Origin of the sequence: Specibacter sp. NPDC078692 (assembly GCF_040686835.1) — a bacterium.
Taxonomy (GTDB): Bacteria; Actinomycetota; Actinomycetes; order Actinomycetales; family Micrococcaceae; genus Specibacter.
Window position 1 is genome coordinate 78,140 of the sequence record NZ_JBFBLV010000007.1, and the last position, 20,244, is coordinate 98,383.

Here is a 20,244-nt window from a genome sequence, read left to right on the forward strand (position 1 = left end):
GGCCATGGCACAAAGTCACGGTGAAGAAAGTTTCGAGGGAACCTGCCGATCAACTGTGAGCTCGTATGTACGTCCGCAGGCCGATGTCCGGAGGTGAGTCTTGGACATCAGCTTTACCAATCCACAACCGGCTGCTCACCGGATGGACCCCTTCTTCACTCCAGCAGTGATGCCATCAGCTCGCATTGCCGTCCCGGAATAGTACCAAAGCGTCCCATTCTTGTTTACACCGATCATGTCTGGCATGCCGTCGTGGTTGCTATCGCCAACACCTGCAAGAAAGGAATACGCATTCCAACCCGATTTGCCGATCATTTGGGCCGTACTGAAACTGCCGCTTGGGGCAAGGCGGCCCGAACCTGGGTAGAACCACAATGAACCGTCCTTTTGGGTAGCCACAAGGTCGTTGTTTCCATCTGCGTTGAAGTCAAAGACTGACGTGACAGTCTTTGCGCCCTTCAAAATCACCGGATTTGCCAGCACTGCTGGCGAGTAGCCCTCTGATGTAGAACCAACTTTGCCGTTGCCGGCATATAGCCATACAGACCCATCGGGCTTCATGCCCACCAAGTCGACAAACTTGTCACCGGAGATATCACCTGGGCCAATGACTTGTGCAAACGAATTCCATCCGGAACGACCTACCTTGAACGCTCGCGCATAGCCTTGGTCCGTCCCGCCGATACGCCCGGTTCCGGCATAGAACCACAGCGTTCCATCTGGGCGAACGGCCAAAAGATCTCCGGTGCCGTCGTTGTTGTAGTCGCCAACTCCGTAAACGCCAGAGTAGATATTCCAGCCGCGTCCGATCACTTTAGCTGCTCTGTAGCCCCCGGCACCATCTCCTCCGTAGAAATACAGTTGTCCATCGCTACGAACCCCAAGCAGGTCTGGATTTCCGTCACCATTGAAGTCGCCAACGGAGACAACCTGCTTGAATTGTTCCCACCCGGAATTGCCTATTTTCTTAGCTGGACGATATCCGTCATTTCCAGCCAAACTACCCGCATACAACAAGTAGGTTGAATCTCGGTTCCTACCAATTAGATCCGGCTGACTATCACCATTGAGGTCGCCGGTGCCAATGACAGCCGCGAATTTATTCCAGCCGGAATTACCCCATTTAACTCGGGCCATATAGCCGGAACTGGCGGACGAGACCTTTCCAGATCCTGGATATAGCCACAGTGTCCCGTCATTGCCAACGGCAGCAAAATCGGCCGTCCCGTTCCGGTCGGCATCACCGACGCGGATAAGTGATGAGTAAGCGTTCCAGCCGCTGTTGCCTATTTTCCTAGCTGCACCTAGGCCAGAACTATTAGCACTGACCATACCGGTTCCAGGAAGAAGCCACAAAGTACCATCTGCTTTGATTCCCGCCACGTCGGCTAATCCGTCCCCGGTCAGGTCACCAATTCCAGTGACAGTGGCGAAGCTATTCGATTGGGTGGGAGTTCGCACGGCAGGTTTGTACCCGGTACTGGCGGAATTCGCCACCCCAGTTCCAGCATAAAACCACCAGCTGCCGTCTTTTCGAATCCCAGCGAAGTCCGGACGTCCGTCTTTATTGAAGTCACCTAAAGCCGTGAGGGTGGTGTAGACGCCGAACCCTGTTCCAATCTTTATGGGTGTTCCAAACGTTCCATTTCCTTTGCCCGGATTGAACCAGAGTGTTCCGTCTTCTCGAGACTGTAAGACGTCGTTGGCGCCATCAGAATTGTAGTCTCCGATCCCAAGTGAGTGGGGATGAAAATTATTCGCCACAGGAGGGGTCACGGCAACGCCACCCTTGATGGCAAACTCTTGAAGCTGGGCGTACGTTCCTCGCCACACATTGCTATCCCCGGCAAGATTCCACGAGTCAGAAAATTGCCAGAAATCATATTTGCTCCATGAGGAGGGCAGCACACCGGGTCCAAGCTTGAATCCATTGGCTAGGTCCAGAGGATACGCCGCAATATGCAGTGGGTGATTGGGGAACGCCGCGCTGTTACCCGTGCAGGTACTCCACCAGTCACTTGTTGTATAAATCATTGGAAGCCGCTTGGTTAGCGTCAGCATACGATTCGAGAAATCTTTGATCCATGTGACCATCTGACTTACGCTCATATTGAAGCAACTGTTCCCATAGCTGGAGTACGGGTTATATTCAATATCCAGCAAAGGCGGAAGAGTCTTCCCATCGGATGACCACCCACCGCCATTTTGAAAGAAATAGTCTGCTTGGGCGGCCCCGCTAGATTCGTTTGGCAAGGCGAAATGATAGGCACCCCGAATCAATCCCGCATTGTACGCACCCGAGTATTGAGATGAGAATGACTGACTTTTAAATTCAATTCCCTCGGTAGCTTTGACGTACGCAAATTTTGCTCCCAGTCGAGTTTGTTGATTCCAATCAACATTTGGTTGATGCCCACTAACATCGAGGCCTAGCACACCTGATGGTCCCCCGCTCGTCGCTGAATAGGACACCGCACCACCGCTTCCGCCAGGTCCTGTACCCTGCTTCGCCGATGAATCGCCCTGGGACACTCCTTGCCCCATGCGAGCACCAGCAAGGCCACGCTGCTCCCGTACACTGGCTTGCAGGGTGGGAGTCGCCGCTTCTTTCCCAGTCTTGGTCGACGTAGTTGTTTCTACTTCATCAGGGGGTGTAAGACCCGTCGGCTCAGCAGTGGTCTCCTGCGGCGGAGCGGTCCCAGATTCAAGAGCTGGCTCCGTGAAAGGAACTGCCTCGGGCTCTAGGCTCGCTTCAATACTGGGAAGCGGTGTTGCCTGCTTCTGGCTTGCCGTTGCACTGGCTTCTGGGATCGTTGGTTCGGAGGGGCTTGCTAAAGCAGGCACGACGGGTCCAGAGATTAGCGCCAAGGAGATGACCAGGCCTGTGGCGAGTTGCATCGTCCGTTTGATCCATGGGCCGGTTGTTCGACTGTTCTGGCTCAACATACTTTCATCAACACCTTGGCTCTTCACTTGTACTTTCCTGTAGTAGTGCTGGCAAATACCCAATGTCACGAATAATGATTGTCTGGCAGTGGGCGTTGGCGCCAGCCTGTCGGTTGGTCCAGCAGTCAGAGCTCGCGTGTACAACCGTTAAAGCGATGCTAACCCCTTGAGAACGGAGAAAACTCGGCATGTTCGTGTCCGCTGTCCAGATACTGGCTTCGTGTTTGTTGACAGGTGGTGCACACGAATTTGCGCCAGTCGATCCCCGGAAATGATTACCGGAACTCGGGACGTGACTCCCCAACTGAGTTACCTGACGGACTCATGGCCCTCGTCGGTTGGGAAATATAGTATGGCACTCCGTCATCCTACGTGATTTCCAAATGGATACCGTGGAGCTCCAGCAGAGAGTGAGGCTTAGCAGACGGGGCAGTGGGAATCAATATCTCAGCCACTGAGAGTCTGGTGCATCGATTGCGGGGTCAAGAGGTGATAATTAGCGGCCAGTATCAAGACACCGAGTGACGCTCAAGCCCCTGGCCGCGGTATGCGCAACGCTAGTATATTACTTTCTCCGGTCCAAGGTGGCTCGAATGATTTGCCTGAATGTACTGTCGGGATCCACATTGGCTAAAGCACCTCTGCAGAGAGTACGTACAATCAGGCCAGCGTCTTCGTAGGCTCGAACGGCTGATAAGAAAGTGTCAGGCTCTGTTGCGGCCAACGAACTTCCCATGATCAGCTCGTTCTCGGCCGTTGACAGCGGCTTGCGGAAATTCGGTGCCAGCTCTGTAAGGAATTCGACAAGTTGCTGCACAGCGGCTCTGTCATCAACCCCCCAATTTGATGTAGATCCTCTGCGCTTGATGGCACTGATCAAGCTTGTACGGGCCAGTTTGACTGCAATCCCTTTTCGAGCAGCAGGGGAAAGCTCTTGCAGCCATTTTTCGGGCAGGCGAAAAATGGCCGAGAACTCCTGCGGTAGAGGCAGTAGATCGTGAGTCACCCGGTCATCAGATTCATTTCCTAGTACATATGCTGGTCCCTTCGCCGGGTACAGAAATCGCCCACCCGAGAAATAGAGCTCCAGGCTGGGAGCAAGATCTTCAGCTGTGCGCAACCCTTCAACATAGCGAAATTCCCGCAACGGACCAAGATTGGTCCGCCACAAGCCCCGCATGGCCGTCGCATAGGCTAAACGGTCCTTTACCGGGTCCAAGTTCTCTACCCGTCCCAGACGCACTCTGGGAGTCTTAATGATGGAGCCTGATTCGTGCCGCACCGGCGCAATAACTGCATCAGCGTTCTTTTCGTTGACGAGTTGGTACCAGTGGCCCAATGCGCCTGTCTCAAGAAAGTCGTCGGAGTCTAGGACACAGACAAATGGTGCAGTCGTGCTGACGAGCCCTGCGTTCTTCGGTCCGGCAGGCGAATTTTTCCCATCGCTGAGTTCCAAATACCGCACAGAATTTGCGTACTGGATATCAATGCTGCTGCATATCTCTTTGCTAGAAATATTGTGGCAGACAACAGTAATCCGAATCCTAGGTCCCTGCGAACCGCTCAGACATGAGGCAATGGCCCGCGACAGCGGCCGCGTAGTTGTGTGAACGGCGATAACCACATCAATGTCTGGATTCTGTGCTTCGCTCATGTCCGCAGAGCTAGCTAGAGCAAGTGGGTCGATCATGACTTGCCAACTTCCAGGTAGTGCTCACTCAGTTCTTCCACACTTCGCCTTAAGCTCCTCTGAGAAAGAACGTATTCACGCGCTGAAATCTTCATTGCCGAATAAGACGCACTGTCGAGTTCCAAGATGCTACGGATGGAGTTACCTAGCCCTTCCACATCGTCTTCGGTCACAAGACGACCACTGTCGGGCCCGACCATCTCCGGAGTCCCACCGCTCCGGTAAGCCACCACTGGTGTACCACTTGCTTGAGCTTCCAACAGGACCAGCCCGGCAGCTTCGCGTGCTCCATTGTGCAACCGGCTTGGCGCTACCAAGAGCGTGGCGGTTTGTAGTTGTTTCAGGACCTCGGCACGACTCAACTGCCCCAGCATCTTAATATGCGGATGCGTCTGGGACATGTGACGGAGTTCTTCCTGGTGCACACCCTGACCAACCACCACGAGATCATGCTCGATGTATCTGAACAGATCCGTCGATGCTCGGGCCAGGTGCAAGATGCCCTTCTGGTCATTGAGTGCTCCTACAAAGAGCACAATTGGCCGCGAGGAGGAGTTACCCGAGCTCTCCTGCATAGGATCCAGAGGGCGGAAGACGTCAGTGTCTATCCCTTGATAATGGACGGCAATCTTCCTACTGGAGAACCCATTGCGAATGGCCTGACTGGCCAGATACTCGCTTACAGCCAAGATCTTGCTACTGTGCTTCTGAACGAGGTTAATGTTGTGATGGTGCCACTTGGCCATGGCTGTGTTGGCTTGGCTCTCGGCCATGACGACATCGGAACCATGGAGCGTGGTTATCAGAGGAGCATGACCCGCTCTAGCCGCTCGAACAGCTGGCCATGACCATGTGGCAAAATGCTGGTGAATCACAAATGGATCAAAGCGCCTAATGGAACGTGACATGGCAGGCATGACCAAGGGAAGAAAGCGTTCCCTGCTGGCAAAGGGCTTGTCTCGGAATGGGACAAAATCCTCAATCGGAACCGAAATCCCTGAATCTCGGATCTCCGCTGCCATCGTGAAGAATCGAAAATCGAAGTCACTGCGCATTTTCTGTGCGTGAGCAACTGCGAAATACGTCGGGGGAATCAACAATGAACTTTTTGTCAGGGCGACTCTCACGCTAACCGGTCCTTCAGCTCTGGTCGGTTGACTGGAGTCCCAAGCATCGTTGCAGGATGCCTCGTTCTGTGTTTTCGTCTTGCTCAGAGCTAAGCGCTTGTGCAGCCCGATGCGAATTTTCTTTGTAAAGGCGAATGTCTTGACGCGAAAGAGACCGCACTGCGGCCGCCAGTGATTCTGGCGAAAAGTCCTCCGTGACAGCACCGAGATTGTGTGCTTCGATCAGCGAACTCGTCTCGGGAGACGGACTAAAAACTATTGCGAGGCGTGCCTGCACAAAGTCAAAGAATTTGTTAGGCAACATGAGCCTGTGATTAGTTGTTTTGGGGGGAAGACTAAAAATACCGACATCATATTGGTTCAATGTCGCCGCAAGGTCACCAGGGGCAACCGCATCATGGAAGATGACCTGAGTTGAACCGGCAGCCTTGCCCTTGAGGAATTCCCAGTACTTTCCTCCGTCGCGTCCCTTAACCAGATAAAGATCCAATGAGTAACCGGGGCCTAACATCAGAGCCGCTTCAATCATTCCTTCAAGGTTTCTACCTGGAATTGCTGCACCGCTGTGGACCAAGCGAATTGTGTCCGGAACCATCTCGCTCGGGCTCAGGTCCTGGAAACGAGCGGCGTTGCGAACAACCTCAGATTTGCAGCCAAATTTCTCATCGTAGAGTTTGCCGATGGAGCCATTGACTGCCGTCACGGCGTAGGACTTCGTCAGGTACTTCTCGCACACATAGGTCATGAAGGGCTTGACCAGAATTCTCCAGGAAAGAACGTGGGCACGCTCTTCCGGCGCCCATTCATGCATGTCCCCCCAGACAGGCGTTTCTGGGCTCGTTAGCTCTGCCAGTCGATGGGCCAGCGGCAAAGCTCTGGCCTCATTGGCCACAATTAGATCATAGGTTTTTGCACCAGCGAGCATAAAGGCTTGGTGTACTGCAGGGGCCTGGAACATGACAGATTCGAATCTGTGCAGCGCTAAGTTGACTACGCCGGGAATCGTCTGCGGGAGCGAAGGCAGCGACGAGTCGATCTCTAAATGGTGCGCCGCCGCGGTTGGCATCGAACCGTAGGAAAGAGTTGTGACGTCGCCAAATTCGGCCAGAATTTGCAGTTGCCGCAGCACCCTGGAATCCGCATTGATATCCGAAAATGATATGCACAGAATTTTGGGTTTCATTGAAGTCCTTCGAGTCCATTCCATTGGTGCCCCAATTACTTGGGTTGGGCGCAATCTGGCCTAGCCCGTCGCCGTTGCGCGGCTTGACCTTAGCTTCTGGATGTCTCCAAGAGAAATCCAAATCCACAACCCGGTGAAAATGACGGCCATGAGAAGACCAACCCAAAGGTCAGGATTGGTCACCCAAGTATAAGCCAGTCCTACTGCAACGATGCTGACGCCGGCGCCCATGCGCAGGAACAAACCGGCCCACTTCTGCCTATCAATTGCCCAGCTCTTTGCGATTGGCAGAACTGAGGTGCACACGGTTGTAGTCAAATATCCCACAGCAATGGCCATAAGGCCCATCGAGGGTGCCAGCAATAGCCACAGCAGAACCGACAGCAGCAAACCCATGGCCGCAACGACAGAGACAAACCGAGCACCAGTTATGCCCTTTGCATTTAACCGGTTCACACCGCCTACCGGAAGTGTAGTGAACATCACCGCCATAAGGAGAACGGGCAGCAGCTGCCCGGCATCGGCAAACTTCGAGCCATATAGAACTCTCAGCAGCAGCGGGCTCGCTAGGGCCAAGGCGCCAAAAACGGGAATCATGGTCACCACCAGCCCTCGGGTAACGAGGTCGGTTTGACGGCGTAAGGAAGAATCGTCGTCACGTCCTCCGGCTTCAGCCAGTGTCGGGAAGAGCACTTGGCTCAGGGTTCGAGCCATCATAGTTGCCGGTGTGGCTAGGCTAAGCGCCGCCGCGTAGAGCCCTGCATCGTGCGGTGTACCAACTATCTTGGCGGCAATCATCGACAGTTGGAGCAATCCGGTACTCGAGACGGTGCCCAATACCCCATACAAGACAAACTTGTTCATTTCCTTTACGAACAGTTTGTCCAAATTTGCTGCACCCTTTTTGGGCCAGCAAACCACGCCATATACGCCGTATGACAATGCTAGTGGAATGAGAAGAATCGGGTGCCACTGAAACCCCAACACAAGGATGAGCATGACAATTGAGGCGATGGAGCTGAACACGTCCCACACGGCGGCATGTGCAATCTGACCTGCTCCATATTGGACACCGCGTGTGAACGACCACGCCGCATACCCAAGAAGAAGGAATCCAGCACTCAGTGCGGTTCCCAATTCCGTGTGGAGCACTGTAAGACAAACACCCACTGTCGCCATGGCCAACACAACAGCACTACCGAGCATTCTGCGGCCCAAATAATTTGCAACCGCTTGAGCCTGATCCAGGTTGCCCTGCCCACGTTTCTGGGCCACATAACGTGTGGCCGCTTGGCCGGCAGATGTGGGCCAGAGCAGACTCAGTAGTAAGGCCACCGACATGGCGGAATTCACAGTACCGAGCGCAACCGGCCCCAGCACCCGTCCCAACAAGATGTTGTAAAGGAATCTCACCAAACCTTGGGAAAGGGTTCCCATGAGGGCGAATCCCCATTTTTTGGAAAGACCATCCACACTCGTTTTGCTCACGTCGGTGCGTCGTACGAGCTTTACCATTGGCAGTTAGCCGTCCTTAAGTAGCCCTTCTGGGCGAATCTATGGCCAGAAAGGCTTGAAAATTTACGTTTCACCATTGTCGGCGAAAGTGTTTCACACAATGCTTCACCCAGATAGGTGCCACTGTCTGAGGCTTCTTGCGAGCCTAGTCTTTCTCTTCCCATGGCCTGACGGCCTCATCGAGGGCAATTCGTCGCGATAGTAAAGTCAAGGACGTCTCCAACCCGCGAAAGCGCTGGTAAGTGGTGGCCATGAAGACCAGGAAAGTCACGATGAGTGCATAAAGCACAAGGTCTGTTCCTCGGCCAATGCCGAAGACATTAGCCACGCTCGTGAGAATACTTGGGAAGAAGACCGAAAATGCTGCCACCAACGCGAACAGCACTAACAAAATGCGACGTATCGCAAGATGCCGGGCGTTGGATCCGCCACGCATCAAAGCGAGGGACACCAAAACTACGGCAAGGATGAGAACGATCTGAACAATTATCTGCACTTGCTTACCTAAGGAAGAGATCCGCGAGGATATTGACTGAGTTGAGCAAAGATTGCCCCTTGGACCGAGAGTAATCTGTGTAGATGATTTCTACAGGATGCTCTACCCAAACCGGCTTGATCACAGACAGCTGATTAACTAACTCTGACGCGTGGGCCATGCGATTCTGGGTCAGGCGGATTTTCTTGGCCAAGTCTGGGCTAAACACACGCAACCCATTGTGAGCATCGGTCAGCGCCATGCCGGTCGCCCACCGCGATTGAACAGCAGCAACCTTCAACACTAGCCGTTTGGTCTTGGACACAACTGTTCTGTCGTCAAGAAATCTCGAGCCGAGAACAACTTCAGCTTCACCCGAGAGGATCCTAGCTACCATTTCCTTGGCGTCTTCAACCCGATGCTGACCATCGGCATCGAAGGTGACAATGGCGTCGACTTCCGGGTCTGACAATGCAAACTCGAGCCCGGTTTGCAGGGCAGCACCCTGACCAAGATTGACGGGGTGCTGAACAACAACCGCCCCAGCGTCTCTTGCAACCCTCTGTGATCCGTCAGAACTGCCATCGTCGATGCAAACGACGTTGGGGAAATCCGGAAGGAGACCTTCGATGACTTTGCCAACGACTGTAGCTTCGTTGTACATCGGTATGACTATCCAAGTGCGACTCACAAAATCAGTATCCCATAGTGACTAGTTCGAGCGACATCGTCTCCGCCAGTGCGAAAACGAGGTCCTTAGGTGTTTTTTGCGGCAATGACAATTTGTGCAGCTGACGCGGCCACTGCTGACAGCGAGTGGTTCTGTTCCACCCATGCAGAAAGCTCAGCTCTACGCCCCGCTGAAACGGGGTTCTCAATGGTTCGGCTCATTGCCTGAGCCACCTGCTCCACATCCCAGTCACAGCCTATGCCAAGGTTGTTCTCCATGATGATCTCCTTCAGAGGACCAACACCAGCGTAGATTGAGGGAGTCCCTGCAGCCAGACCCGCAAGCGCCTTAGTAGCAAAGGCGAAATCGTATCCTTTTCCTGGCCGAACAGATGCCAAGTTTGCCAAAGAACTACGCGACCATTGGGCAACAACCGCTCCAGCAACAGGATCTTTGAAAAGGATTTGCTCACCGAGATGTGCTGCTTTTTCTTTCAGTTTCGGTAGTTCGATTCCCTGTCCAAACATCACCAGCCGCACATCCGGATTCTTCTCAGCTACGGAGATGAATGCGTCAACAAAAACTCCTGCTCCTTGAATCTCGGACATCGTGCCCGCATAGACAAAATACTTTCCTTCCTCAGATTTGTTGTCTCCTTGGAATGAGAAGGTACTAGTATCCACACCCGTGCCGACGTTGAATATATCGCCGGACTTCCCGATCAGAGCGGCAACTTCTTGTTTCACGCCATCCGATACGGCCAAGATGGATTTGGCACGCCGGAGTACGTAACGTTCCAGGCCGGTGAGAACTCTCAGAACAACCCCACCTACTCCGATACCCTTTGCAGCTGATGAAGAAACATCGGCTGAAAAGTAGACGAATGGAGTTCTCCTCAATGCCGTCACAATTGAGACCATGAGTCCAGTGGTGGGCGGCGGCTCAACCACCACGACATCAGCCTTCCTGCTAAACAGCAGTCTGAAGAACACCGGGATATCAAAGCTCATGTATTGCACGTAACCACGTACATTGCCCCCAGCGTCCCGCAGCACCGGCCAGCGGCGCACGGGATACAGGGTGGACTGCAATTCCATCCCTTTGGGCGGCTTGGACGAGAGCACTTCAACCTCGGCGCCAGTAGCTGTCAAAGCCTCTGCCAACGCTTTTAGTCGGTAGGCGGCTGCTCCGACTTCAGGTGCGAAAAGCCTCGATACGATAACCACCCGGGGGGAATTCGACGAAATCACAGTGCAGCAATTCTCACATTCTGACCGGTGCGTGAGGACTCAAGGACAGCCTCAGCAACCACCAAGGTATCTTGGCCCTCGGCCATGGTGACGACGTCGTTGCGCAGTCCCAACACGGCGTCGCGGAACGCTTCGTGTTCGGTGCGCAGCGGTTCCGGCTTGGCGATAGCCAACCGGGTCATATTGCCTTCGGAGACGCCGCGGAACGCGGCCATGGACTCCCATTCGGTGGCAACTGTCCCGTTCTCGTAGAACGTCAGGTCTGCTGTCACCGTATCGGCCACAAAAGCGCCCTTTTCACCGGTGACAATGGTCAGCCGTTCCTTCATGGGGGAAAGCCAGTTCACCAGGTGGTTGGTGATGACACCGTTCTCCAGCTTGCCGGTTGCGGCGACCATGTCCTCGTGGGGACGGCCGCTGCGGGTGGTGGTTTGGGCGAACATCGACTCGAAGCGACTCTGGGCAAGCCAGGCAGTCAGATCGATGTCGTGCGTGCCCAAATCCTTGACAACTCCGACGTCGGCAATGCGGGCCGGGAACGGTCCCTGGCGGCGGGTAGCGATCTGGTAGACCTCACCGAGCTCGCCGTCGGCAATGCGCTTGCGCAAAGACTGCAGAGCGGGGTTGAACCGTTCGATATGCCCCACGGCGCCAACGAGCCCCTTGGCCGCGAAGGCGTCCACGAGGCGCTGGCCTGCTGGCGCGCTGGCTGCAATGGGCTTCTCAACCAGTGTGTGGATGCCGGCCTCAGCTAGGGCCAAACCGACTTCCTCGTGCATGCCGGTGGGCACGGCCGCAACGGCCATGTCGATGCCTGCGGCAATGAGTTCCTCAACGCTGCTCAGGACGGTCAATTCCTTGGCGACACCGTGAGGGTCACCGTAGGCGTCGGCCACGGCAACGAGGTCCACGCCCTCGACTTCACGAATGACCCGCGCGTGGTGGCGGCCCATCATGCCCAGACCAATAAGGCCTACTCGCAAATTAGCCATGCTTAGGCACCAGCCTTCACGATAGTGTTCACGGCCGCGACGATGCGCTCGAGGTCGTTCTGCGACAGCGACGGGTGGACCGGCAGTGAAAGTACTTCCTTGGCGGCGATCTCCGTGTTGGGCAGGTCCTCGGTGCGGTTGAACGAGGGCAGGCGGTGGTTCGGCACGGGGTAGTACACACCGGATCCAATGTTGAACTCTGAACGCAGGCGGGCATGCAGCTCGTCGCGGCCCTGGGGAACCCGAATGGTGTACTGGTGGTAGACATGTTCAGCACCCTCGGCAACCTTAGGTGTTCCCACACCTTCAAGGTTGGCTGTCAGGAATGCGGCGTTGTCTTGGCGCTGTTTGGTCCAGCCCATGACCTTGGTCAGCTGGACGCGGCCAATGGCGGCGTGCAGATCGGTCATGCGGTTGTTGAAGCCAACCAGTTCGTTCTCGTACTGCTTGTCCATGCCCTGGTTGCGCAGCAGGCGAAGGTTGCGCTCCACCGTCGCGTCCGAGGTAGAGACCATGCCACCCTCGCCGGAAGTCATGTTCTTCGTGGGGTAGAGGCTGAACATGCCGAACTTGCCGAACGTGCCCACCTTCTTGCCATTAACGGACGCACCGTGGGCCTGGGCGGCATCCTCATAAAGATCGATCCCATGCTTATCGGCCAGCGCCGCAAACGCCTCGGCAGCAAACGGGTGCCCGTACAAGTGAACAGGCATGATGCCCTTGGTGTTCTCCGTGATGAGTGACTCCACATGAGCCACATCCAGCGTGTAGTAATCCAGTTCAATGTCAGCAAACACCGGGGTTGCGCCGGTCAAAGCGACAGAGTTGCCAGTGGCAGCGAACGTGAAAGACGGGACGATTACTTCGTCGCCTGCACCCACACCGGAGGCCAGCAGACCAAGGTGCAGTCCGGAGGTGCCAGAGTTCACGGCAACGCTGGCACGGCCGTCCAACAAGACCTCAGAGAACTCGCCCTCAAAACTGGCCACCTCCTTGCCCTGCGCCAACATGCCTGAGAGCATGACGGCGTCGACAGCTGCACGTTCCTCGTCACCGATGATGGGTTTTGCTGCGGGAATAAAGTCCTGGCTCATGAGTTTTCCTCTGCCTCTTTCAGGGTATTTCCATCTTCAACATACTTTGCTCCGGTTTCCGGGCACACCCAGAAACCACCCTCTGCGTTGAGAGGGAAACCTGCCTTGCCAACCCAACCCAAACGGCGGGCGGGAACTCCCACCATCAGTGCGAAAGCCGGAACATCCTTGGCCACCACGGCACCGGCCGCGATCGTGGCCCACCGGCCAATGGTTACTGGCGCCACGCAAACGGCCCGGGCACCAATGGACGCGCCTTCCTCGACGGTCACGCCCACCGGCGTCCAGTCATGGGCGCTCTTCAGTGAACCGTCCGGGCTGATGGAGCGGGGGTAGGTGTCGTTCGTCAACACCACGGCAGGGCCAATGAAAACACCCTTGCCCAACACAGCCGGTTCGTAAACCAGTGCGTAGTTTTGGATCTTGGTATTGTCACCGATCCTCACGCCGGTGCCAACGTAGGCGCCACGGCCAACGATGCAGTTCTCCCCGAGAACAGCATCCTCACGTACCTGGGCAAGGTGCCAGATCTTAGTGCCTGCACCTAGAACAGCCTGTTCTGAAACGTCTGCGCTGGGGGCTACATAGCTCATGCTGTTTTCTCCGTATCCGTAGTCCATGCGTCGCGGGGCATGGTGATTAGGCTTTGCCGATGACGCGGTACGTGACGCCGTCCCACTTCTCGGCTGAGCTGACGCGCCGACCGTCGATAAACGTCTTGACTCCGGGCAGGTCTGCGGGTGTCAGATCCTTGTACTCAGAGTGGTCGGCTTGGACGACGGCGGCGTCAACAGCCTCACCAAAGTGGTATGGGAGGAACCCGAGCTTCTCCAGCTCAGCATCCGTGTACATCGGGTCATGAACCAGGGCTGTGCCACCACGGCGGTTGATGGCTTCAACAGCGTCGAACACTCCGGAGAACGCAGTCTCCTTAACCCCGCCACGGTAGGCAGCACCGAGGACGACGACGCGTGCCCCGGTCAGGTCCCCATAGGCACCTTCAAGAAGACCAACGGTGTAATCAGGCATGTCGGCATTTGCTGCGCGGGCGGCTCGTACAACAGTTGCATCCGGATCGTTCCACAGGTACAGGCGCGGGTAAACAGGGATGCAGTGTCCACCAACGGCGATGCCGGGCTGGTGGATGTGACTAAAAGGCTGCGAGTTCGAAGCCGCAATGACCTGGTAGATGTCGATGCCTGTCTTTGCTGCGAAACGGGCAAACTGGTTGGCCAGGCCAATGTTCACGTCACGGTAGGTAGTCTCAGCGAGCTTGGCGAGCTCTGAAGCTTCTGCCGAACCCAAGTCCCAGACGCCGTTGGCGCGGTTCAGATCGGGGCGCCCATCGAAGTCCAGGACAGACTCGTAGAATTCCACGGCCTTGGCAGCACCGGCTTCAGAAAGTCCACCAATCAACTTGGGGTACTTGCGCAGATCTTCAAAAACACGGCCTGTGAGAACTCGCTCAGGAGAAAATACCAAGTGGAAGTCCGTACCTTCAACCAGACCGGAGCCAGCCTCAAGGGCCGGCTTCCATCGTGAACGTGTAGTTCCGACAGGGAGGGTGGTCTCGTAGGCAACCAGGGTGTTTGGGGTGAGGTGGCGGGCCAGCTCAGCAGTGGCTGTATCCATCCAGCCGAAGTCTGGATTGGCATCTTTGTCAACGAACAACGGCACCACAAGGACCACGGCGTCGGCACCCGGAACAGCTTGGGCATAGTCGGTGGTGGCGCGCAGCGCTCCCGCTGGCACAAGTTCAGAAAGTTTCTCCTGTAAGTGTGCTTCACCGGGGAATGGCTCCTGGCCTGCGTTGACCAGGTCCACTACGGTCTGGTTGACGTCGACACCCACAACCTCGTGGCCTTTGGAAGCAAACTGAACAGCCAGGGGGAGGCCGATTTTACCGAGGGCGATGACAGCGATCTTCACGTTTTTTTAGCCTTCTTCTTTCGCGCATTGACGACCTCGAGCTGGACAGTCGAAGTCAGGGCTTAGGTACTAGATTATAGGGATTTGTTGTTCGGCACTTTCATATGTGATCTAAACCGCCGACCTGATCGCAGACTTTGCCTGTTCCTGAACTCACCCCACCAACCCATATCCCCACCCATAGCCCCGAATGCGCCACTTTGCACCAGCGCTCGCTCAGGCTATGAGACTAGGGAGCAAGATCACACGCCATCTTAGGCAAATAACTGCCACGGAGTGGGTACTCTATTCCTTTGGGCTAGTACGGAGCGAGACTTTCTTATGAACTGGTGGCAGACACTGCCCTCCATCTTCGTTGCCCTCGCATTACTACTATTACCCGGTTTGCTGCTCTGCTGGGCCCTCGGCCTTCGTCGCTTTTCCCTCGTAGCCATGGCTCCTGTTGCGTCTACGGGACTTGTAGGTGCTGCTGGAATAGTCGGCGGACTGTTAAACCTTCATTGGAACATCTGGATCCTGGCGGTATTCACCGGAACGGCTTCAGCGCTGGTTTGGGTCATTCGATCCCAGCTTCCTACAAATCTAGTGTCCACACCTTTGTCGCAACCTCAGCGGCTGCAAGAAATCCTGGTCTACGTGCCGGCTTTACTTGTGCCTCTGTCCCTCATCGGACGGTGGTTCATTCGTGACGTTGGTACGCCAGATAGCTTTATCCAAGCCTATGACAACGCTTTTCACCTCAATGCCATCCAATACATCATTCAGACCGGCAACGCCTCGTCGTTGACTCTTGGGCAAATGATTAACCCCGATAGCGCTTGGGCCATCTATCCAGCAGCTTGGCATTCCATAGCTGCACTGATTGCGCAACTATGCCAAGTCAATGTGTTTGTGGCCGAAAACGTCTTGACCCTCGTAGTTAGTTCCGTACTTTGGCCCTTTGCCTGTATTGCCCTGGTACGCAGCATTCTGGGAAGCAGAACAGTCGTTCTCGTGGGGGCTGGAATTCTTTCTGCGACATTTTGGGTATTCCCCTTCCAAGCAATCCAACGTGGTCCGTTGCTTCCAAATCTGCTGTCGTACTGCCTGTTACCCCTAGTCCTCATAGCACTAGCGGGTGTGTTCCGGCTACTGCACTCGAAGATGATGAGCCACTACGCATCGGTCATGATGTTGACGATTGGCAGTACTGCTCTGTTCACATCGCAGCCCAACGGATTTGCGGCATTGATGGTTTTCTCAGTGCCAATGCTTATCGGTGTTGGTGCCCGGCATCTTCGGCGATTTTATGAGGAAAAGCACCGCTTTGCAGTTCCATTCCAATGCCTTGCACTCGCAGTTCCTGTGGTCATGTCCTACTGCGTCGTCTGGAGTCTTTTAGTCCTCTCCTACGACCAATGGCAGCCGGGCGGAAGCGCATGGGAGGCACTCGCGAACGTTGCCACCGGCCGACTGACAAATAACAGTCTCAACTGGCCCGCCTCCGTGTTGGCTTTAGTCGGAATTATTTTCATTGTCATACGCCGAAAAGGGTACTGGATGGCTGGAGCCTTCGCGCTCTCCGCTGGTCTCTACGTGGTGGCTGCCGCTGCTCCAAGTGGTCCTTTGCGAAATATTCTGGTGGGTATTTGGTATGAAGACACCCCCCGATTAGCTGCGCTGATTCCGATCTTCATGGTGGTACTGGCTTCGGCCGGAATTGCCGGAATTGCCGATATCCTCACTCAACGAGTGGCCATGGCTCTGGAAGGACTGAGGCGTTTTCCCTCCTTTGACTTTGACCGGTTGGAAACTACCACTGTCCAGACTGTCGCTGGCAGCTTGGTCATCGGGGCCTTGATTCTTACGGCAGTGCATCCAAGCAGAGTAAGTCTGCCAATTTCATTGACTCCACCTATTTCATCTGCGTTGCGTGCCAACGCTGAACCGTGGGTTTCAACTGATGAACTAGTCCTGATGGAAAGACTTTCTGAAACGGTCCCCGCTGATGCAGTTATCGCTGTAAATCCTTTCAATGGTGGTTCCTTTGCCTTTGCCGTTTCCGGACGTAAAGTGACGCAATACGGTTTGCAGGCGTCGGGACCGGGTCGTCACATTGCTGACATGGCCACCAATCTTGCTTACGCATTGCCTGGATCCGCAAGTTGCGAACAGGCCACGGCTTTGAACGTTCAGTATATTTTGGATTTTGGCCCAAGCTACCTCGGGTTCTACGAAGGATCTTTGCTGTACCCGGGATTCGTCAATGTGGGTGGATCTCCGCGAGTTGTTCTAGTAGATAGACAGGGAACGGCCAAACTCTATGAGCTCATCTCCTGCTAGCTGCTCTCTCCTGGATCTTTTTCGTGGATGCCTGGCATTCTCGTCGATCCAAGGCAATAATTTGGAAGATCCAGGGAGTTGATTCCGACCCAATCGGCGCGTTTTACCTAAAGTGTGAGCAACCTGAGCGGGGGTGTATCCCGGATTCGTGGCTAAGTCGTCGCGTTTCAAGTCTTCCGTGCACAAAGAATAGGCAACCGTCCAACCGGCGTGGATGAAATCGTCTCAGCCCTTGGCATCCAAGAAATTACAGCAGACCGAGTGCCTCTGCCAGTGGTTCTTCCAATGTCTTCGCAAAGGTTGTGGTCATGTGATTGTCTCGGAATACCAGGACGTTGCCGATCACCGGCGGGCAAGAGTCGGTCTTGCAAAGATGAGAAGTCAGGTCAATAGTCTGGACGTTTCCCACTTTCAATGCAGCGGTCAGTAAAGGATCTTTGAGGTGGTTCCGGGTGGTCACGCACTCCGCTGCGCCAGCGCCTTGCTGCACCACACAATCGGGAATTGATCGTTCTGGGTAAGGCATGTCTGCTACGACACTGACTGTGATCCCGGCAGCCTGAAGCGGCCGGAGCATCTTGACATAGCCTTCAACCAGAACAGCGTCACTGGCCCACCCCCATTTCAGCGATTTCTTGTATCCGTAAGGCGTCATGCCAGAGATCACGACCCGGTCAGGTTTTTGTTTGAGAATTTTTTTCAGTGAAACTGCATTCTGGCTCGAACAGTTCGTGTACGTGGCAGTGGCACTTGAGGCAGGTGCCGCACTAAACGGGCAGCCGTCACGAACCATGGCACGGACCTTCCAACCATTCCTGCTGCCAATAGCTGCCAGAGGGTCCAGATACTGGCCGGCATGCGAGTCGCCTACCAGGACCAAGGATTTGGATCCCCCGATATCTCCATACTGGCACTGCGAATCTGATATCTTTGCAGGGTCGTAAACCGCGCAACCGTCCTTGTAAGTTCGGGACATATCCTTCATGGCAATTGCGGGATCCGGGCTAATAGGGATTCCTGATGGAACCTTGGCCGGCTTGATTGCATCGAAAGCCATCGCACCCGGATAGTCAGCAGACGCCGTTTCTGGGACAGCCTGAACCGATTTCAACTGGACCACAGACCACGGCCAGGCAGCACTCAGACAGCTCACCACAATGAGGCACGCCGCCAAACCGTAGGCTGAATGGTTCCTTACTCTGGGACGGAACCTTCGTCCTCCAGCTTGAACTGATGGCTTGCCGGAGCGGAAGCGTTGTTCAATCAGGTGGTAGCTAAGCGATGCGAGCACAAGGCTGAGCGTCAGAATACCTGCACCGCCGCCAACGCCCGGATGGTGACCTTTGAGCAAGATATAGAAAACAATGACGGGCCAATGCCAGAGGTACAACGAGTAGGAAATGTCTCCAAGATAGGTCACAGGCCGCAAGCTCAGAACACGGGAGAAGCCAAATCGGTTAAGTTCGTAGCCACTCTTTGCAGGAGCCCCTGCGAGGATGATCAGCACAGTACCAATAACTGGCAGGAGGGCAATGTATCCGGGGAAGGCCATCGTTGTCTGGAAGGACACTGCGCTGACAAGCACCATCGCCAATCCCATCCACCCGGCTACCAACTGGGCAAGGGAGCTGAGCCGAAGCGAGGAAAAAACTAACGCCGTAAGTCCACCCAGCACCAATTCCCACATACGTGTTGTGGTGGCAAAGTACGCGATGTCGTGATTCTGGAACGAGAACACAACTGAATGAACAAAGGATGCCGCTGAAAGAATGACGAGAAACCACAGAGCAGAGCTCTTGGCGTCTAGTCTTACTTTGCGTCCACACAGAACGGCCAAAAGCAGCATTAACGGAATGATCAGATAGAACTGTTCTTCCACCGCCAGAGACCAAAAATGCTGCACGGGAGAGACGAGCTCTCCGGCAGACTCATAACTGGTTGACCCAAAGGCCTGGTTCCAGTTCTGAATTTGCAAGGCCGAGGCAACTACATCGCGTGCTACCTCTTGCCAACGGCTTTGCGGCAGCACGAGGACAGAGGCCACCATGACGCTGAGCAACACCACTGTACTGGCCGGAAGTAGGCGCCGAATCCTTCGAGCGTAAAAAGTCGCTAGCTTCACGGTCCCAGTATTGGCTAATTCCCGCACCAGCGATCCTACGATCAGGTACCCGGATATGACCAAGAAAATGTCAACACCAATAAAGCCCCCTGATAACTTACCTGGGAACAGGTGGTAAACGATGACGAGCCCAACTGCCAGGGTTCGGAGCCCTTGAAGGTCAAGGCGTTTATTGCGGGCTTGAGTCGATGACCCCTGCTTCACTGACCGCGCATCTTTGCAACAGCCTCGTGAATGGGCCCATCAAAACGTACTTCACCGTGATCCAGCAATACTCCACGACTACAGATTCGTGAGACGAGGTCCAGATCATGACTGACAACAACAAGCGTTTTACCTTCAGCGGCCAGCTCTTGAATCTTGGCGATGCACTTCTTCTGGAATGGCTCATCTCCCACGGCCAGGATCTCATCCACGAGGAAGACTTCGGGATCTGTGTGGACAGCAACGGAGAACGCCAGACGGAGGTACATGCCTGAGGAGTAGAACTTCACTTCCGTGTCGATGAACTGGCCGATCTCGGCAAAGTCCACAATCGATTGGAAGCGTTCGTTGATCTGGTCCTCTGTCATGCCCAGGATGGCACCGTTGAGGTAAACGTTGTCACGGCCGGAAAGGTCGTGGTGGAACCCGGCACCAACCTCGATAAGGCCGGCAACCCGTCCGCGTGTGCGGACGGTTCCGCTGTCTGGGATCATCACCCCCGAAATGTGCTTGAGCAAGGTGGATTTACCGGAGCCGTTGAAACCCAGCAGTGCAACAGTTTCTCCCTGCTTCACATCCAGGTCCACACCCTTCAAGGCATGGAACTTCTCGGAGAGATCGCCCTTGCGTCCTTTGATCAACCAAACAAATGCCTCTTTGATTGAGCGGGAATGCCGCAGCACAAACTGCTTGTCAATGCCTTTTACTTCGATGGCTATTGTCAT

15 protein-coding genes are annotated in these 20,244 nt (G+C 54.9%); 1 reads left to right on the forward strand and 14 read right to left on the reverse strand.

The window, feature by feature from the left end; genetic code table 11:
* Positions 1-135: 135 nt before the first annotated feature.
* The 12 genes from AB0O97_RS07325 to AB0O97_RS07380 form a co-directional block, all read right to left on the reverse strand.
* Positions 136-3,015, reverse strand: a complete 2,880-nt coding sequence (locus tag AB0O97_RS07325; RefSeq protein WP_363881353.1) for a GH25 family lysozyme — start codon at positions 3,013-3,015, stop codon at positions 136-138.
* 496 nt (positions 3,016-3,511) lie between these two features.
* Entirely contained in the window at positions 3,512-4,600 is a 1,089-nt protein-coding gene (locus AB0O97_RS07330) for a glycosyltransferase (protein WP_363881355.1), read from the reverse strand.
* A 32-nt stretch (positions 4,601-4,632) separates the two neighbouring features.
* Complete coding sequence (locus AB0O97_RS07335; RefSeq protein ID WP_363881357.1) at positions 4,633-5,763, reverse strand: glycosyltransferase; 1,131 nt, start codon at positions 5,761-5,763, stop codon at positions 4,633-4,635.
* A gap of 13 nt (positions 5,764-5,776) precedes the next feature.
* Positions 5,777-6,946, reverse strand: coding sequence for a hypothetical protein (locus tag AB0O97_RS07340; RefSeq protein WP_363881358.1), 1,170 nt, complete (start codon positions 6,944-6,946; stop codon positions 5,777-5,779).
* 60 nt (positions 6,947-7,006) lie between these two features.
* Positions 7,007-8,461, reverse strand: coding sequence for a lipopolysaccharide biosynthesis protein (locus tag AB0O97_RS07345; RefSeq protein ID WP_363881360.1), 1,455 nt, complete (start codon positions 8,459-8,461; stop codon positions 7,007-7,009).
* Positions 8,462-8,606: 145 nt separating this feature from the next.
* On the reverse strand, positions 8,607-8,957 hold the full coding sequence (locus AB0O97_RS07350) for a DUF2304 domain-containing protein (protein ID WP_363881361.1): 351 nt from the start codon (positions 8,955-8,957) through the stop codon (positions 8,607-8,609).
* Between the two features lie 4 nt (positions 8,958-8,961).
* On the reverse strand, positions 8,962-9,600 hold the full coding sequence (locus AB0O97_RS07355) for a glycosyltransferase family 2 protein (RefSeq protein ID WP_363881363.1): 639 nt from the start codon (positions 9,598-9,600) through the stop codon (positions 8,962-8,964).
* A 92-nt stretch (positions 9,601-9,692) separates the two neighbouring features.
* Positions 9,693-10,832, reverse strand: a complete 1,140-nt coding sequence (locus AB0O97_RS07360) for a glycosyltransferase (RefSeq protein WP_363881364.1) — start codon at positions 10,830-10,832, stop codon at positions 9,693-9,695.
* Between the two features lie 20 nt (positions 10,833-10,852).
* Complete coding sequence (locus AB0O97_RS07365; protein ID WP_363881366.1) at positions 10,853-11,848, reverse strand: Gfo/Idh/MocA family oxidoreductase; 996 nt, start codon at positions 11,846-11,848, stop codon at positions 10,853-10,855.
* A gap of 2 nt (positions 11,849-11,850) precedes the next feature.
* Positions 11,851-12,942, reverse strand: a complete 1,092-nt coding sequence (locus tag AB0O97_RS07370) for a DegT/DnrJ/EryC1/StrS family aminotransferase (RefSeq protein WP_363881368.1) — start codon at positions 12,940-12,942, stop codon at positions 11,851-11,853.
* Positions 12,939-13,535 (reverse strand): acyltransferase, encoded by a 597-nt coding sequence (locus tag AB0O97_RS07375; protein WP_363881369.1) that lies wholly within the window; start codon positions 13,533-13,535, stop codon positions 12,939-12,941. The genes AB0O97_RS07370 and AB0O97_RS07375 overlap by 4 nt, the downstream gene beginning before the upstream one ends.
* 46 nt (positions 13,536-13,581) lie before the next feature.
* Complete coding sequence (locus AB0O97_RS07380; RefSeq protein ID WP_363881371.1) at positions 13,582-14,871, reverse strand: nucleotide sugar dehydrogenase; 1,290 nt, start codon at positions 14,869-14,871, stop codon at positions 13,582-13,584.
* Positions 14,872-15,192: 321 nt separating this feature from the next.
* Between AB0O97_RS07380 and AB0O97_RS07385 the strand changes: the two genes are divergently transcribed.
* Positions 15,193-17,193, forward strand: a complete 2,001-nt coding sequence (locus AB0O97_RS07385; RefSeq protein ID WP_363881373.1) for a DUF6541 family protein — start codon at positions 15,193-15,195, stop codon at positions 17,191-17,193.
* A 247-nt stretch (positions 17,194-17,440) separates the two neighbouring features.
* On the opposite strand, the gene AB0O97_RS07390 is transcribed toward AB0O97_RS07385, so the two are convergent.
* Positions 17,441-19,519: an acyltransferase family protein gene (locus tag AB0O97_RS07390; protein WP_363881375.1), complete on the reverse strand. Its 2,079-nt coding sequence runs from the start codon at positions 19,517-19,519 to the stop codon at positions 17,441-17,443.
* Complete coding sequence (locus AB0O97_RS07395; RefSeq protein WP_363881376.1) at positions 19,516-20,244, reverse strand: ABC transporter ATP-binding protein; 729 nt, start codon at positions 20,242-20,244, stop codon at positions 19,516-19,518. Before AB0O97_RS07395 ends, AB0O97_RS07390 begins: the two co-directional genes overlap by 4 nt.

What these genes read in the sequence shown, in the direction of transcription:
- AB0O97_RS07330 (WP_363881355.1), bottom strand. Translation starts at nt 4,600, where the DNA reads ATGAGCGAAGCACAGAATCCAGACATTGATGTGGTTATCGCCGTTCAC.
- AB0O97_RS07370 (WP_363881368.1), bottom strand. Translation starts at nt 12,942, where the DNA reads ATGAGCCAGGACTTTATTCCCGCAGCAAAACCCATCATCGGTGACGAG.
- AB0O97_RS07340 (WP_363881358.1), bottom strand. Translation starts at nt 6,946, where the DNA reads ATGAAACCCAAAATTCTGTGCATATCATTTTCGGATATCAATGCGGAT.
- AB0O97_RS07365 (WP_363881366.1), bottom strand. Translation starts at nt 11,848, where the DNA reads ATGGCTAATTTGCGAGTAGGCCTTATTGGTCTGGGCATGATGGGCCGC.
- AB0O97_RS07375 (WP_363881369.1), bottom strand. Translation starts at nt 13,535, where the DNA reads ATGAGCTATGTAGCCCCCAGCGCAGACGTTTCAGAACAGGCTGTTCTA.
- AB0O97_RS07355 (WP_363881363.1), bottom strand. Translation starts at nt 9,600, where the DNA reads ATGTACAACGAAGCTACAGTCGTTGGCAAAGTCATCGAAGGTCTCCTT.
- AB0O97_RS07395 (WP_363881376.1), bottom strand. Translation starts at nt 20,244, where the DNA reads ATGACAATAGCCATCGAAGTAAAAGGCATTGACAAGCAGTTTGTGCTG.
- AB0O97_RS07385 (WP_363881373.1), top strand. Translation starts at nt 15,193, where the DNA reads ATGAACTGGTGGCAGACACTGCCCTCCATCTTCGTTGCCCTCGCATTA.
- AB0O97_RS07345 (WP_363881360.1), bottom strand. Translation starts at nt 8,461, where the DNA reads ATGGTAAAGCTCGTACGACGCACCGACGTGAGCAAAACGAGTGTGGAT.